This is a genomic window from Pseudomonadota bacterium, from assembly GCA_026388255.1.
Taxonomy (GTDB): Bacteria; Desulfobacterota; Syntrophorhabdia; order Syntrophorhabdales; family Syntrophorhabdaceae; genus JAPLKB01.
In genome coordinates, this window is the sequence record JAPLKC010000045.1 from 12,998 (window position 1) to 28,324 (window position 15,327).

Consider the following 15,327-nt stretch of genomic DNA (forward strand, 5'->3'; position numbering starts at 1 on the left):
AGGCAATCATGAAGCTGGCAGAGAAAGATAAAGAGATTTACGGACTTGTAAAACAGGAGATCGAAAGGGAAGAACACAGCCTTATCCTGATTGCATCGGAAAACTATGTAGATGAGGAAATCCTTGAAGCACAGGGTTCTCCCCTTACAAATAAATATGCTGAAGGCTACCCTTCGAAAAGGTATTACAGCGGATGCAAATATCTGGACGAGATAGAACAGATAGCCATAGATAGGGCAAAGGCGCTTTTTCATGCCGAACACGCAAATGTCCAGCCCCATTCCGGGTCTGCTGCAAATATGGCTGTTTTTTATGGCGCTCTCAAATTAGGTGATACAATCCTCGGTATGGATATAGACCATGGCGGGCATCTGACGCATGGTGCACGTGTAAGTTTTTCCGGTAAGTTCTACCGTGCTTTAGGCTATAAAGTTTCAAGTTTGAACGAAGAACTCGACTATAATGAGATCAGGAAGATTGCCCTTGATGAGAAGCCGAAGATGATCGTTACAGGCGCCAGCGCATATTCGAGGGTTTTGGATTTCAAAAAGTTCAGAGAGATTGCCGATGAGGTAGGCGCCTATCTTATGGCGGATATAGCCCATATTGCAGGACTTGTCGCTGCAGGACTGCACCCGAGTCCGGTGGAACATGCACATTTTGTAACCACAACCACTCACAAGACACTCCGTGGACCAAGAGGCGGCTTGATACTTTGCAAGAAAGAGCTGGCAAAAACAGTAGACTCTGCAGTTTTTCCCGGTATTCAGGGCGGACCGCTTATGCATGTGATTGCAGCAAAGGCTGTGGCATTGAAAAATGCCATGAGTGACGAATTCAGGGAGTACCAAGGGCAGATTATCAAGAATGCCAGACATCTGGCCGCTTGTATGGAGAAGTGCGGATTTCGTATAGTCTCCGGAGGTACAGACAACCATCTATTTCTTGTTGATTTGTCAACCAGAGGGATAACGGGAAAACAGGCCCAGGAAGCCCTTGAAAAAAGCGGGATCATGGTCAACAAAAACTTGATTCCTTTTGATTCAAAGAGCCCAAATGTTACGAGTGGCATCAGAATAGGAACCCCGGCAATTACTACACGGGGTATGAAAGAGCATGAAATGGAACTAATTTGCGATTTTATGGACAGGGTCCTGAAAGATCTTGAGAATGAATCGCTTCATCTTGAAATTAAAGAAAATGTTGAAGCATTATGTAAAAGATTCCCTTTTTATTCGGGTATATATGAGATATGATAAATAATCGTCCTGATTGGGATTCCTATTTTATGGAGATTGCGCAGATTGTTTCAAAGCGGTCTACATGTAAAAGAAGGAACGTCGGGGCATTAATTGTGAAAGAGAAGAGAATACTGTCTACAGGCTACAATGGAGCCCCAACAGGGCTAAAACATTGCATCGAAGCGGGATGTCTGCGGGAAACACTTAATATTGCATCCGGCGAAAGGCATGAACTATGCAAGGGTCTCCATGCTGAACAGAACGCCATTATTCAGGCTGCATATCACGGTGTTTCTATCAGCAGCGCTGATATCTATTCAACCCATCTGCCGTGTTCAATATGTATCAAGATGATTATTAATGCAGGGATTGTAAGGGTATTCTATGCTAATGGTTATCCTGACAGCCTGTCCATGGAGATGATAAACGAATCGGGCGTTACCCTCGTGAAGGTGGACATGAACGCAAATTTGGAATCGGGGCATCAGTCCGAAGATCACCGGCAATCAAAATCACATAACTCAAAACTCATAACTCATAACTCAAAACTTCGCTCCGCGAAAAAATTATGAAATGTCCTTTTTGTGAATCTTTAGAGAGTAAAGTCCTTGATTCAAGGGTAAGCAAGGAGATGGACACTATCCGCAGGCGGAGGGAGTGTCTTAAGTGCGGGAAGAGATTCAGTACCGCTGAAAGACTTGAAGAGGGGTTGCCGCTGGTAATCAAAAAAGACGGGAGAAGAGAAGTTTTTGATAGAACAAAGATATTAAACGGCTTAAAAAAGGCCTGTGAAAAAAGGCCTATAAGTATTACAAACATTGAAAAGATTGTTTCAAGGATTGAATATAACCTGCTTGAGGGCGGTGAAAGAGAGACCAAAGGAGCAGAAATAGGGGAAATGGTTATGGAAGAGCTGAAAAAGCTCGACGAGGTAGCTTATGTCAGGTTTGCATCCGTTTACCGGCAATTCAGGGACATTAATGAGTTTATGAATGAACTCAGAGGCCTTCTGCTGAAAAAAGGGGAATGGATCAACGGGGAAGAGGAGAAGAGTTAAAAAATTAGGGGTGGGTGAATGAAAGAAGAAGATTATATGAAAATGGCAATTTCACTTGCACGAAGAGGATTCGGCACAACATCTCCCAATCCCATGGTCGGCGCAGTTCTGGTTAAAGGTGCGCGCATTGTGGGAAAAGGGTATCATAAGAAGCCGGGCCTTCCCCATGCAGAGATTATGGCTATAGATGATGCAAAGGAAAGCGCTATAGGTTCAACCCTTTATGTGAATCTTGAGCCCTGCGTTCATTTCGGGAGGACACCTCCCTGTGTGGACGCAATAAAGAAAGCAGGTATAAAGAAAGTAGTGGCTTCCATGCTTGATCCAAATCCTGATATGAATGGAAAGGGCATTGATGCGCTGAAAAAGGCTGATATAAGTGTGAAAGTCGGTCTTCTTGAAGACGAGGCAAGGAAGCTCAACGAGGCCTTTGTCGTCTATATGGAAAAAAAGAGACCTTTTTTTGTAATGAAGGCAGCGGCCAGCCTTGATGGAAAGATAGCAACTAAGACCTGTGATTCCAAGTGGATATCCAATGAAGAGTCAAGGAATTTTGCGAATAAACTGAGATCAACAATGGACGGCATCATGGTAGGCATCAACACGGTCATTACCGATAACCCTATTCTTGTTCCACGGATGCTGCGCCCCAAGAAATACCCTGTCCGTATCATCCTTGATTCCAAGCTTAGAATACCCCTTGCAAGCGATATAGTAAGGACATCCGAAAAGTACAAAACATTTGTGTTTGCTTCAGAAGACTCACGTTCAGACAAGGAAGCCAAGCTGAAATCACTTGGTGTAGAGATTATAAAAGTTCCCAGGGAAGAGAACGGGAGGGTCTCAGTCAGACATGTATGCGAAGAGTTATACAAAAGGGAGATTGTCAGCGTGCTTGTGGAGGGCGGGGGTGAAACACACAGCAGTCTTCTGAAGGAAGGTCTGTTGGATAAGGTGGTATTATTTTATGCCCCGATCTTTATTGGAGGGAAAAGCGCTCTCAATATTATCGGGGGACGCGGTATTGATTTTTTAAAGGACGCCTATAAAATCGATATCTCTTTCATTAAAAGATTCAAAGAAGATATATACGTAGAGGGTTATGTTCACAGGAATTATTGAAGACATTGGGTCGATATCGGATATCAGGAAGTCCGGAGGCAAGTGGGAGTTTTGTATAAAGACGGTCTTCGGGGACCAGGGCATACATGAAGGCGACAGCATTGCCATTGATGGAGTTTGTCTGACAGCTACAAGTCTTAAAAAGGACATGTTTTATGCAGATGCCTCACTTGAAACGCTCAGTTTGACAACCTTGAAAGACAAAAAAACAGGGAGCAGGGTAAATATTGAGAGGGCAATGGCATCCGACGGCAGATTCGGGGGTCATTTTGTAATGGGACACGTGGATGGGATCGGCACAATAACAAATATCAGCAAAGAAGGTGATTCGATAAGGCTGGAAGTTGAAATACCGTCCGATTTATCCCGCTATATAGTAAGAAAAGGCTCTGTTGCAATAAATGGAATAAGTTTGACAGTCAACGAGCAACGTGGTAATATATTTAGTGTTAATATAATTCCTTTCACAGTGTCTAAAACCACAATTGGTGAAATAAATGTGCACAATAAGGTTAACATAGAGACGGACATTATCGGAAAGTACATAGAGAGCTTTGTGGACAAAGTCAGCAAAAAAGGGATAACCATGAACTTTCTTTACGAACAAGGATTTATAAAAGGGGAATAAGATATGGTAATTTCAAACATGGAAGATGTGATCCCTGATATACGTGAAGGTAAGATGGTCATCATTGTAGACGATGAAGACCGGGAGAATGAAGGCGATGTAATGATTGCCGCTGAAAAAGTGACCCCTGAAGCTATAACGTTTATGGCGCGGTATGCCTGCGGTCTCATATGTCTTTCCTTAACAGAAGAAAAAGCAAAGGCATTGGACCTCCCTTTAATGGTCCAGGAAAATACCTCGCGACATAATACGGCTTTTACAGTATCAATAGAGGCAAGAGAGGGAGTAACAACGGGTATTTCCGCCCACGACAGGGCCAGGACAATACAGGTGGCTATAGATGACAACTCAACATCTGATGATCTTGTAAGACCCGGCCATGTGTTTCCGCTTATTGCACTGCAGGGCGGCGTCCTTGTTCGGGTAGGCCATACAGAGGCATCTGTTGATATGGCAAGACTTGCAGGATTAAAACCTTCAGGCGTTATATGCGAGATCATGAAGGAAGATGGAACCATGGCGCGACTGTCTGACCTTGAGATATTTGCAGAGCAACACGGATTGAAGATTTGTACTGTAGCAGATTTGATCAAGTACAAAACAAAAACTGAAAAACTCGTAAGAAGGGTGACTGAAACAAGAATCCCTACACGGTATGGCGGTGAATTTACAATAATAGGCTATGAAAATGATATAGATAAAAAAACACACTTAGCACTCGTTAAGGGTGACATTAAGCCTGACGACAGTGTGCTTGTAAGGGTACATTCCGAATGCTTTACCGGAGATGTACTCGGATCCTTGCGGTGTGATTGCGGAGAACAGTTACGTGTCGCCCTCAGTATAATTGAAAAAGAGGGGAAAGGTATTTTATTGTACATGAGACAGGAAGGCAGGGGAATTGGCTTATTGAACAAGCTGAGGGCATATAACCTGCAGGATCATGGACATGATACAGTTGAGGCGAATATAGCCCTTGGTTTTTCGGCTGACTTGAGGGATTATGGGATAGGCGCTCAGATTTTAAATGACCTCGGTGTCAGGAAGATGAGACTGCTCACAAATAATCCGAAAAAGATAATAGGGCTTGAAGGATACGGTCTTACCATTGTTGAGCGGGTGCCGCTCGAGATATTACCGACAAAAGACAGTATTACGTATCTTAGAACCAAGCAGGAAAAGATGGGTCATATCCTCAATAATATATAAGGAGCATATATTATGATACGTGAAGGAAAACTTAGCGCAAAGGGTTTTAAGTTTGCAGTAATAGTAAGCAGGTTTAACAGCTTTATCACGGACAGGCTTCTTGAAGGCGCCCTTGATGGTTTGAAGAGGCATGGGGCAGAGGATAAACAGATTGATGTATATAAAGTTCCTGGCGCCTTTGAAATACCTCTTATTGCAAAACTCCTCGCCAAGAAGAAAAATATAGACTGTGTGATATGCCTTGGCACTGTAATAAAGGGCGCAACCCCACATTTTAATTACATTGCATCAGAGGTCGCGAAGGGCATTGCACAAGTTTCCCTTGAGTATGAAAAGCCTGTTGTTTTCGGTATTATTACAAGTGAAAATATTGAGCAGGCAATAGAGCGGGCAGGAACAAAATCAGGGAATAAAGGCTATGATGCTGCCTTGAGTGCAGTAGAAATGGTGAATCTTATAAGGGAAAATGCTTTGTGCGTAGAAGAAAAGCAAGAGAGTTAGCATTGAGAATGCTCTACCAGTTGGAAACAAACAACGAAGGTTCTGAGCTTGCCCTCGACAGATACTGTGAAACCTTCCCCTATCAAAAAGATATTACGGATTACGCGATGTTGCTTCTGACCGGTGTTAAAAAGGAAAGGGAAACAATAGACAGGTTTATTGCATCTGCATGTGAACACTGGAAAATGGACAGGATTGCCCTTGTTGATAAAAATGTTATGAGAATTGGCGTATATGAGATGCTGTTTTCCCAGGATGTACCGCCAAAGGTTGCAATCGATGAGGCAATTGAAATGGGGAAGAAGTATGGAAACGGAGATTCCGGTGATTTTATTAACGGAGTCCTTGACAGGATATTCAAAGACTACTATGGACAGAAAGATCGGTAACGGCAAACCCGGACCTGTAGTATTGACCATTCGGAAGAAGTTCTTTGAAGTAACTAGCGGGGGTTACCCGCAATACAATGGTTGGTTAATATATCTTTAAATAAATAAACATATAACAAAGGGTATAGAGCCGGGGGCACAGGATTTAAACCCGCGTTCTTCATCTTTGGCTGAATCTGAAAAATCATGCCTCACTTAATAATTGACGGATATAATTACATAAACAGAATAAGAACCTCTCCCGCGGGTGAAGGATCGAACCTTGATATGCTGAGGAGGTCTATTCTTGAGAGGTTTGGGCAATATAAAAGGATAAAAGGTGTTAAAATAACAGTAGTTTTTGATGCCTATAATAGCTTTTCAACCGGTAGGCAAAGAGAGAATTATAAAGGTATTGATGTAGTGTATTCCAGGGAGAAGGAAACTGCAGATGATGTTATCATCGGGTGGATAAGGGAAAAGCGTGCCGGCATTATTGTTGTAAGCTCGGACAGGGAAATCATTGATGAGGCAAAACGACATGGTGCCGCCTTTCTTACACCGCCAGGCTTGGAAGCGCTGATGGCAAGAGATACATCCGGGCAATATACAGAATCAGATGAAACTGACCAGCAGTCCGGAAAGAAAAAGGGCAACCCGAGAAAACTTCCTAAAAAATTGAGAAAATCCACAAAGACCCTTGGTAAAATCTAAACATGCTTTGTCATGGTAGGACAGTATAATCCTTTTTAGCCCTCTTATTTTACATCTTTAAATCGTCTTCCTCTATTTCAGGTATAAAATCATCTTCTCGGGTAGCAGGTGGGCCTTCGTCTGCCTTCCATCTTCCACCTTCGGTTTGAGCACCGCCTCCAATCATCTTCATATTTGAGGCAATGATTTCATACATCTTTCTTTTTGCCCCATCTTTTCCTTCAAATTCACGTGACTGAATTCTCCCCTCGATATAAACAAGTTTCCCTTTTTTCAAATATTCTGCGGAAATCTCGCCGAGCTTTCTCCAGGCAACTACCCTGTGCCACTCTGTTCTTTCCTGTTTGTTGCCGCTTTTATCCTTCCATGTTTCCGAGGTTGCAACATTAAATGTTGCAACAGGCGATCCATCCGCAGTATACCGCAGCTCCGGGTCTCCACCGAGTCTTCCAATAAGTATCACCTTATTTATACTTGACATACTTCCCCCTGTTTTACGTTTTTAAAAAAATTTACAAAAACTATATGAAGTCACGCCAATAGCGTAACAACAATGACAGTCTGCGAGCACTCTTCTGTGTAAATCTGCATAGTTAAACTTATAGTATTAAGAACCAAATGTCAATGAACACGGAAAAAATCGGCTATTGTGTTGAAGAGAAGCGTGACGCTTAAGATGATCAGGATGGTCGTGCTTGTATATGAGATAATGTTTGTCCATAATGAGTTTTTGTATCCACCCATAAGTTCTTTGTTGTTGATGAGCCGAAGCATAAATATTAAAACCACAGGGAGAAGAAAACAGTTTATGATCTGAGAAAACCACATCACTTTGATCAGGGGGAGATTAGGTATTAAAACAAATGCAGCGCCCAGTATCAGGAATGTTGTAAACATGGACATAAACTGGGGGGCTTCTTTAAAGCTTTTTCCTATACCTGCTTCCCACCCGAAGGCCTCGCAAATATAATAAGTTGTGGCAAGCGGGAGAATGCAAGCCGAAAACAGAGAGGCATTGGCAAGGCCTACAGCGAAAAGTATATAGGCATATTTTCCTGCCAGTGGTTTTAATGAGAGGGCCGCATCTTCTGCTGAATCTATCTTGATGCCTGCGGGAAACAATGTGGCCCCACAGGCTACCATTATAAAATACGCAATGACTCCCATCATAATAGAACCAAAAATTACGTCAAATCTTGATGCCCAAAGGTATTTCTCGCTTAGCCCTTTTTCTACAACATTGGACTGGAGATAAAATTGCTGCCATGGGGTAATAGAAGTGCCAATAATGCTGACCACAATAATCAGGTAATCCATGTTCCATTGAATGGAAGGTGTTACTGTCTTGACCATTACCTCTTTCCAGTCAGGTTTTGCGGAGAACGCAGAAAAAATATAGGTAAGATATATTAAACAGACAAAGAGGAATATTTTTTCAAATATACTGTAATTCCACCTCCTGACCAAAAACCATACAAAGGCAGCTCCAAGAGGCACGGAAATGTATTTGGATACATTAAAAAGCTCCATGCTTGCCGCCCATCCTGAAAATTCAGCCATAGTATTCCCGAGGTTTGTAAAAAAAAGGCACACCATAACCCAGAAGGCAGTTCTTATTCCATAATTCTCACGTATAAGGTCCGCAAGGCCCTTGCCTGTGACTACCCCCATTCGCGCAGACATTTCCTGATATACCATAAGGAGAAAAACTATAGGGATAAGGGTCCACAGGAGGTTGTACCCGTAGCGCGCCCCGGCAATAGAATAGATGGCGATACCGCCCGCATCATTATCTATATTGGAGGTAATTATTGCTGGACCTATAAGAGAAAGCAATATTATGAGCCTTCTTCGTGTAAACATGCCCACTGATATACCACAGATATTTTGATGTTGCAATTCAAAGTATCAATAAACAAGATAAATCTTGACATGAAATTATCTCTGTGCTAATAAATAAACACTATGAAGAAAGATACCGTGAAAATTCAATGGATATGGTGGTGGCAGGCAATGTAGGTGTGAAACCGTAATAACCGGCCACGGGCGGATTCACACCGTCCGTGGCTTTTTTGTTTCAAAAGGCCATGGGATTTGATTGAGACCATGGCCTTTTTATTTACGTAAAAAGCCAGATGTCCCGCTCTGTGAGCTGTGATGAATGGCGGATATTTTTCGCGCAGGCTAAAACCTGCGACTACTAAAAAAAAGGAGGAGCATTATGAACAGAAAAACTATTTTAAGCGAACAGGACATGCCAAGGGCATGGTACAACATTCAGGCAGATTTGCCTAACCCCCTACCCCCGCCTTTAAATCCTGCGACAGGGGAACCCATTACGCCTGATATGCTTACACCCATCTTCCCCATGAACCTGATTGAGCAGGAAGTAAGCACTGAAAGGTGGATTGATATTCCGGATGAAATAATAGAAAAACTTCTTATGTGGCGGCCGACCCCCCTTTACAGGGCGCATAACTTAGAGAAGTTTCTCGGAACACCGGCTCATATCTATTTCAAGAACGAGGGCGTAAGCCCTCCGGGGAGCCACAAGCCGAATACGGCTATTGCACAGGCATACTACAACAAGATCTTCGGCACAAAGAGGCTCACAACAGAGACCGGTGCAGGGCAATGGGGGAGTGCACTTGCCTTTGCATGCAACCAGTTCGGCCTTGAACTGAAAGTTTACATGGTCAGGGTGAGTTTCAACCAGAAGCCATACAGAAAAATTATGATGGAAACATGGGGCGCGAAGTGCGTGCCAAGCCCAAGCCCTGATACAAATGCAGGCCGGAAATATTTTGAACAGAATGCAGAGCATCCCGGCAGCCTTGGCATTGCTATAAGCGAAGCCATAGAAGATGCTGTGACAACAGAGAACTCAAAATACTCACTCGGCAGCGTACTTAATCATGTAATGATGCATCAAACCATCATAGGTCTTGAGGCACAGAAGCAGCTTGCCATGGTTGGGGAGTATCCCGATATGGTGATTGGTTGTGCAGGCGGCGGGAGCAATTTTGCAGGCATATCTTTTCCTTTTATAAGGGATAAGATTCATGGTAAGGAAGTAAAGATTATTGCATCAGAACCGACTTCATGTCCGACTATGACAAAAGGACCCTATGTGTATGATTTTGGCGATACCGCCCAGACAACGCCGCTTCTACCTATGTATTCCATCGGCCACGATTTTGTTCCTGCACCGATTCATGCCGGAGGACTACGGTATCACGGAATGGCTCCACTTGTCAGCAGACTGCTCATGGACGGGCTTATAGAAGCAAGGGCCTATTCTCAATTGGAAACCTTTGCCGCAGGTCTCATGTTTGCGAGGACAGAAGGCTTTATCCCTGCACCGGAGACAAACCATGCCATAGCATGTGTGATTGATGAGGCGAAGAAGGCTAAAGAAGAAGGAAAAGAAAAGGTAATACTAATGAACTGGAGCGGTCATGGTATTATTGACCTTTCATCATATGATGCATATTTGTCCGGGAAGCTTGTGGATTATGCCATGCCGGATGATGAGATCGGGAAGCTAATCAAAGAACTGGAGAAGTATCCTAAGCCGATATAAAGGAACACAGAGGGTAGAGAGCACGGAGCAAAGATTATCTGCTTGTAGCTCTCTGCCCTCAGCAATGATTCATGAGCTATAAGCCGATTCGCCTGGAGGTTTATTATGGAAATTTACTGTACACAACTTGGTATGGTTATTGATATCACTTATTGTATATCCGTGAATGATGGGCTGCCGTGCAGAAATACCATCGGGTGTTGGGAAAACAGAATAGATATTCACGTTTTTTTAAAAGAAAACTTTACACCCAATGATCTGAAGAAGGCTTTTAGCAATTTGCCGAAATCAAAAATTGAGCGAATAATCGAATCTGCTCATATTAAAGGATCAGTTACTTAGGGGGGGTTAAGCTTGGAGACATTTAGCCCTTGACAACTGAAAAATCTCCGTGTTATCAGATAATGTCATGCTCGGTTTTCCCGATTTCTGGATATTTGCAGGATATTCACTGACTATAATCGCCGCAATATTTTGTATTGTATACGGCATCATCAACTGGCACAAGGGCGTAGAAGAAAAAGACGGAGATTACAGGGAAGAGATCAAGTGGGAAAAAGAGGAAATCGAATTGATCGAAAAGCTTCCATAACAATATGTTTTACCTTATCACATTCATCGTTATCTACCTTGCAATAACTGTTTATCTGAGCTATCTCGGGTACAGGCGGACCACAACCGTTTCCGACTACCTGCTTGCCGGAAGACAGGTTCATCCTGTCACAATGGCTTTAAGCTATGGCTCAACCTACGTCAGTACATCGGCAATAATCGGCTTTGGCGGCATCAGTGCCCTTTATGGTTTCAGCCTTTCATGGCTGGCGTTTCTGAATATTATGGTAGGGGTATGGATAGCCTTTGCTATTTTCGGGAAAAGGACGCGGAAAATGGGTAAAGCCCTCGATGCGCATACTTTTCCGGAACTTCTTGGGAGAAGATACGATTCGAGATTTGTCCAGGGGTTCTCGGGACTTGTTATTCTTCTCTTTATGCCTGTATATTCAGCGGCTATCCTGATAGGCATCGCAAGGTTTATAGAAGTATATATAAATATTCCCTTTGCAACAGCCCTTCTCGGATTTCTCCTGATCAATGCCTGCTATGTTATATGGGGTGGTCTCAAAGGCGTTTTATATACCTCCGCGTTTCAGGGTATCATCATAATAGCCGTTATGCTTGTAATCGGCATCTCCACATACTCTTTTTCCGGAGGTATTATAAACGCCCACAAAGCACTTACCGAATTAACGCTTCTTGTCCCTCCATATCTGGAGGAAATAGGCCACAGAGGCTTTACCTCAATGCCGGAGACTGGATCATCACTCTGGTGGTTTATCATTACAACAATGGTCATGGGAGTGGGCATCGGGGTAATCGGGCAGCCGCAGCTTAACGTAAGGTTTATGACCCTCAAATCCGACAGGGAGTTGAACAGGTCGATTCCCTTTACCGCCATTTTTATCCTTCTGACAAGCGGCATAGCCTTTGCGGTCGGAGCGCTCACAAATGTTGTTTTTTATAACAAGTATGCAGAGCTTTCCATACAGGCTGTTCAGGGCAATATTGATAAAATCATACCTCTTTATATTGACCGGTTCTATCCACAGTGGTTTGTTGCCGTATTTCTCGTTGGGCTCATGGCAGTAGCGATGAGCGCCAATAGCAGCCAGTTTCATACACTCGGCACATCGTTGAGCAGGGACATATTCGAGCAGGCACTGCTCAAGGGCAAATCCGTAATAGAAACCACCGTTGTGACAAGGATAGGTATTGTATTCGGCATTTTTGCAACCCTTATATTCGGACTAATACTGCCGGAGAGCATTATTGCCATAGCTACTGCATTTTTCTTCAGTCTCTGCGGTGCTACGTTCATCCCATCGTATCTGTTTGCCCTTTACTGGAGAGGCGGAACAAAGACCGGTGCAAAGGCAAGCATTTTGTGCGGTTTTTTTATCTCGCTTTTGTGGATGTTGTTTGTCCACGAAAACGAATCAAAGGCGATAGGGTTATGTAAATTCATATCCGGTAGCGATTCCTTGCTCGGCCACCCATGGAAGATGATAGACCCACAGGTAATTGCCCTGCCTGTATCTTTTGCAGTTTTTTTCGCGGTTTCTTTTTTTACATCACCGATAAAAGAAGAAATAATACGAAAATCCTTCAGGCACATTTGATGGTTTCTTGCAGATACCATAAATCAGGCTGCGCAGTCGCTGCCTTGAGTGCTCACTGCGTGGTTTCTGCCTGAGGTATAATGCCCCCCCCCTCCTTCCTGTTGTTGAGTGTTTGTAAATTATCTTGAACATACCACATTTCAACTGGTAATTTGATAATTGATTGAAGCTTCCTTCTTTCCCATCCGATATAACTGGAATAATATTTTGTTGCCTGTTCTAAGCAACGGGAAATATTGAAATGTACAAGATAAGGAAATGAGCACACTATGAATTTTAAAACTATTTAAAACTGTTCGTTCTGTGTTTCCCAGTTACGGATCGCAGCCATTGCTTCTTCGGGAGTTCGAACAGACCTGAGATTCTGGAGAAGACGCCTGCTTTGAGATGCACGACTGGCAAGCCCCAAAACTTGTACCTGAATTTCAGGAACTTGAGCAGGTGAAAAAATCAAGAATATGATTTCAATGGGTTTCTCGGTGGCCACATCTATTATACCTTGTCTTGTCAGACTAAGAGCCACAACAGGGACCTCAAGACCAGGAATTCGCACGTGAGGAAAAGCAACCCCTTCATTGAAAAAAGTTGAGCCTTGTTCTTCGCGTTTCATTACTTCAAAGAACAACATATCGGCATTACCTACCATATTTTCATTTATAATAGCCGTTATAAGTGCCTTTAAAACAACTTCTTTTTGAACAGGATGATCCCATATTACAATACGTTGGAGCGAAAGTAATTGGCTCAACACCGGCCTAAGTAAAGGCTGAGAAATATCTTCCGGTAATACTGCTACAGGCGCCATTTCTTCCGGTGATACTCCCTGCGGTTTGACGGTAAAAATTTCTTCCTCACTGGTATCGAGAATGATCACTGTAGTTCTTCCTGCATTTTTAATGAGATTATTCAGAATATTTCTATTTTTGCCGAACCTCTTCCAAAAAGGTTTCGGTATTGATCTTCCGATGACAATATGGCCAACCCGATATTCCCTGGCAAACCTCAGGATGGTGTCTGCAATATCTTCCCCTTTGTAGGTAAAGACCATTGCGCCAAGCTGTTTGGCCAGGGTTAATGTTTCGGAGATGTAGAGCTGAACCTGGACATCAATGGCAATGGCTTCCTCGGAGGGCGTCTGAACGTAAACGGCATACCAGTTTCGATTGAATTTTCCTGCCAGACGTGAAGTATAGCGCAGCAGTTTTTCGGTGTTCGGTCCGCGTGAACTGAGGCAGACCATGATTTGGTCGGGCATCGAGGGGACATCGTCTTCAGAAACCTCCCGTCTCCTCAAATCTATCTGAGATGCGAGTTCTCGAAGGGTGAGTTCCCGGAGCTTTTCAAGATTCGAAAAGGTGAAGAAATTTGTTAGAGCTGTCTGAACGCGGTCAACAGGATATATCTTGCCTTCTTCAAGACGCCTTCTCAAGTCTTCGGCAGTGAGGTCAACATCAACGATCTGATCCGCCTCGGCAAGAACTGAATCGGGTAAGCGTTCCCTGACCTTTACCCCAACAGCCTTTTCAACAATATTGTAGAGGCTTTCCAGATGTTGAAGATTCATTGTTGTAATGACATGGATACCTTCAGCAAGGATGTCCTGAACATCCTGATACCTTTTCGGGTTTCTGCTTCCCGGTACATTTGTATGGGCAAGTTCATCAATGAGGACAACCTGTGGTTTGCGGGCTAGGATCGCGTCGGAGTCCATGTCTTCAACGATAATTCCCCGATATTCCTGTTTTCGTCTTGGTACAGATTCCAACCCTTCGGCAATTTTGGCCGTTTCTGCGCGGCCGTGTGTTTCAAGAAGTCCGATAACGACATCAATGCCGTCTGCTTTGAGCCGCTGGCCTTCCTGAAGCATTTGACAGGTTTTCCCGACTCCAGCGCAATAGCCGAGATAAACCTTCAGCCTTCCCCGTTGGGAGCGTCGGATTAGTCTGAGAAAAGATGTAGCTCTGTCTTCAGTCATTGCTTATGTATCTCCTTTACCGCCATATAAAACAGCTCAAACAGTTCAAATGGCTTAAACAACTTGAACGGCTTAAACAGTTCATTCGTTATTTCAAAATTTTATCAAGTCCCATATTCAGCATGAGTACATTTACCCTCGATTCACCGAGTATTCCAAGATCACGACCTTCGGTGTGTTTTTCAATCTCTTTGAGAACGCTGTTAGTGCTCAGGCCACGTGTTTTTGCTATGCGAGTTGCCTGCAGCAGGGCATTTTTTAGGCTGACATGAGGGTCAAGGCCACTTGCCGATGCAGTGACGGCATCGGCAGGGACGAGGCTGTCAATACCCAGGCCGTTTTCAGAGCGATAATCGATGACCCGTTGCTTTGTTGCGTCTATAAGTTTTTGCGAGGTTGGTCCAAGATTGCTTCCGCCTGAGTTGGCGGGATCATGGCCCTGGCCTGCTAAGGACGGACGGGGGTGAAAATATTTAGGACCTGCAAACCCCTGCGAAATAAGGCTTGACCCGGCAATCTTGCCTTCTTGCATGACCAGGGAACCGTTGGCCTTTGCCGGGAAAATGCCCTGGCCCAAAAGCCATACCAGCAGAGGATAAATCACGCACAGAAGAACAGCAAGGGATGCTGTAGCGATTAAAGAGATGCGAAGCTCAATGAGTAAGTTTTTCATGTTCCTTTTCTCCTCCTCATCCTATATAAGATGAAGTGCGTTTATGATAATGTCGACCAGTTTTATGCCTGGAAAAGGT

Annotated in this window: 17 protein-coding genes; 13 read left to right on the forward strand and 4 right to left on the reverse strand. The window is 43.7% G+C overall.

Features of this window, described 5'->3' with window-relative positions:
- Positions 1-8: 8 nt before the first annotated feature.
- The 9 genes from NT178_06535 (at position 9) to NT178_06575 (ending at position 6,840) form a co-directional block, all read left to right on the forward strand.
- The gene (locus tag NT178_06535) at positions 9-1,256 is read left to right on the forward strand and encodes a serine hydroxymethyltransferase (protein ID MCX5812185.1); all 1,248 of its coding nucleotides are present in this window, start codon (positions 9-11) and stop codon (positions 1,254-1,256) included.
- Positions 1,253-1,813, forward strand: a complete 561-nt coding sequence (locus NT178_06540; protein ID MCX5812186.1) for a cytidine/deoxycytidylate deaminase family protein — start codon at positions 1,253-1,255, stop codon at positions 1,811-1,813. The genes NT178_06535 and NT178_06540 overlap by 4 nt, the downstream gene beginning before the upstream one ends.
- On the forward strand, positions 1,810-2,298 hold the full coding sequence (gene nrdR / locus NT178_06545; GenBank protein MCX5812187.1) for a transcriptional regulator NrdR: 489 nt from the start codon (positions 1,810-1,812) through the stop codon (positions 2,296-2,298). Before NT178_06540 ends, nrdR begins: the two co-directional genes overlap by 4 nt.
- 18 nt (positions 2,299-2,316) lie before the next feature.
- Complete coding sequence (gene ribD / locus NT178_06550; GenBank protein MCX5812188.1) at positions 2,317-3,420, forward strand: bifunctional diaminohydroxyphosphoribosylaminopyrimidine deaminase/5-amino-6-(5-phosphoribosylamino)uracil reductase RibD; 1,104 nt, start codon at positions 2,317-2,319, stop codon at positions 3,418-3,420.
- Entirely contained in the window at positions 3,401-4,048 is a 648-nt protein-coding gene (locus tag NT178_06555) for a riboflavin synthase (GenBank protein MCX5812189.1), read from the forward strand. Before ribD ends, NT178_06555 begins: the two co-directional genes overlap by 20 nt.
- 3 nt (positions 4,049-4,051) lie before the next feature.
- Positions 4,052-5,257, forward strand: coding sequence for a bifunctional 3,4-dihydroxy-2-butanone-4-phosphate synthase/GTP cyclohydrolase II (locus NT178_06560; protein MCX5812190.1), 1,206 nt, complete (start codon positions 4,052-4,054; stop codon positions 5,255-5,257).
- A 12-nt stretch (positions 5,258-5,269) separates the two neighbouring features.
- Positions 5,270-5,758, forward strand: coding sequence for a 6,7-dimethyl-8-ribityllumazine synthase (gene ribE, locus NT178_06565; protein ID MCX5812191.1), 489 nt, complete (start codon positions 5,270-5,272; stop codon positions 5,756-5,758).
- Positions 5,731-6,147 carry a transcription antitermination factor NusB gene (nusB, locus tag NT178_06570; GenBank protein MCX5812192.1) on the forward strand — a complete coding sequence of 139 codons (417 nt, stop codon included), beginning with the start codon at positions 5,731-5,733 and terminating at the stop codon, positions 6,145-6,147. Before ribE ends, nusB begins: the two co-directional genes overlap by 28 nt.
- A 186-nt stretch (positions 6,148-6,333) precedes the next feature.
- Positions 6,334-6,840, forward strand: coding sequence for an NYN domain-containing protein (locus NT178_06575; protein MCX5812193.1), 507 nt, complete (start codon positions 6,334-6,336; stop codon positions 6,838-6,840).
- Between the two features lie 49 nt (positions 6,841-6,889).
- On the opposite strand, the gene NT178_06580 is transcribed toward NT178_06575, so the two are convergent.
- Positions 6,890-7,321, reverse strand: a complete 432-nt coding sequence (locus tag NT178_06580; protein MCX5812194.1) for a single-stranded DNA-binding protein — start codon at positions 7,319-7,321, stop codon at positions 6,890-6,892.
- A gap of 140 nt (positions 7,322-7,461) precedes the next feature.
- On the reverse strand, positions 7,462-8,703 hold the full coding sequence (locus NT178_06585; protein MCX5812195.1) for an Nramp family divalent metal transporter: 1,242 nt from the start codon (positions 8,701-8,703) through the stop codon (positions 7,462-7,464).
- A 358-nt stretch (positions 8,704-9,061) separates the two neighbouring features.
- Here NT178_06585 and NT178_06590 point away from each other — a divergent pair, with 358 nt between their 5' ends.
- From NT178_06590 to NT178_06605, 4 genes are all read left to right on the forward strand, one after another.
- On the forward strand, positions 9,062-10,423 hold the full coding sequence (locus NT178_06590) for a TrpB-like pyridoxal phosphate-dependent enzyme (GenBank protein ID MCX5812196.1): 1,362 nt from the start codon (positions 9,062-9,064) through the stop codon (positions 10,421-10,423).
- A 105-nt stretch (positions 10,424-10,528) separates the two neighbouring features.
- A complete protein-coding gene (locus NT178_06595) occupies positions 10,529-10,765 on the forward strand; it encodes a hypothetical protein (GenBank protein ID MCX5812197.1) in 237 nt (78 codons plus the stop codon).
- 49 nt (positions 10,766-10,814) lie between these two features.
- On the forward strand, positions 10,815-11,015 hold the full coding sequence (locus tag NT178_06600) for a hypothetical protein (protein ID MCX5812198.1): 201 nt from the start codon (positions 10,815-10,817) through the stop codon (positions 11,013-11,015).
- A gap of 4 nt (positions 11,016-11,019) precedes the next feature.
- Positions 11,020-12,600, forward strand: a complete 1,581-nt coding sequence (locus NT178_06605; protein ID MCX5812199.1) for a sodium:solute symporter family protein — start codon at positions 11,020-11,022, stop codon at positions 12,598-12,600.
- Between the two features lie 286 nt (positions 12,601-12,886).
- Here NT178_06605 and NT178_06610 read toward each other — a convergent pair whose 3' ends face one another.
- Positions 12,887-14,575, reverse strand: coding sequence for a PTS sugar transporter subunit IIA (locus tag NT178_06610; protein ID MCX5812200.1), 1,689 nt, complete (start codon positions 14,573-14,575; stop codon positions 12,887-12,889).
- A gap of 88 nt (positions 14,576-14,663) precedes the next feature.
- Positions 14,664-15,248, reverse strand: coding sequence for a K(+)-transporting ATPase subunit C (gene kdpC / locus NT178_06615; GenBank protein MCX5812201.1), 585 nt, complete (start codon positions 15,246-15,248; stop codon positions 14,664-14,666).
- Between the last annotated feature and the right edge of the window lie 79 nt (positions 15,249-15,327).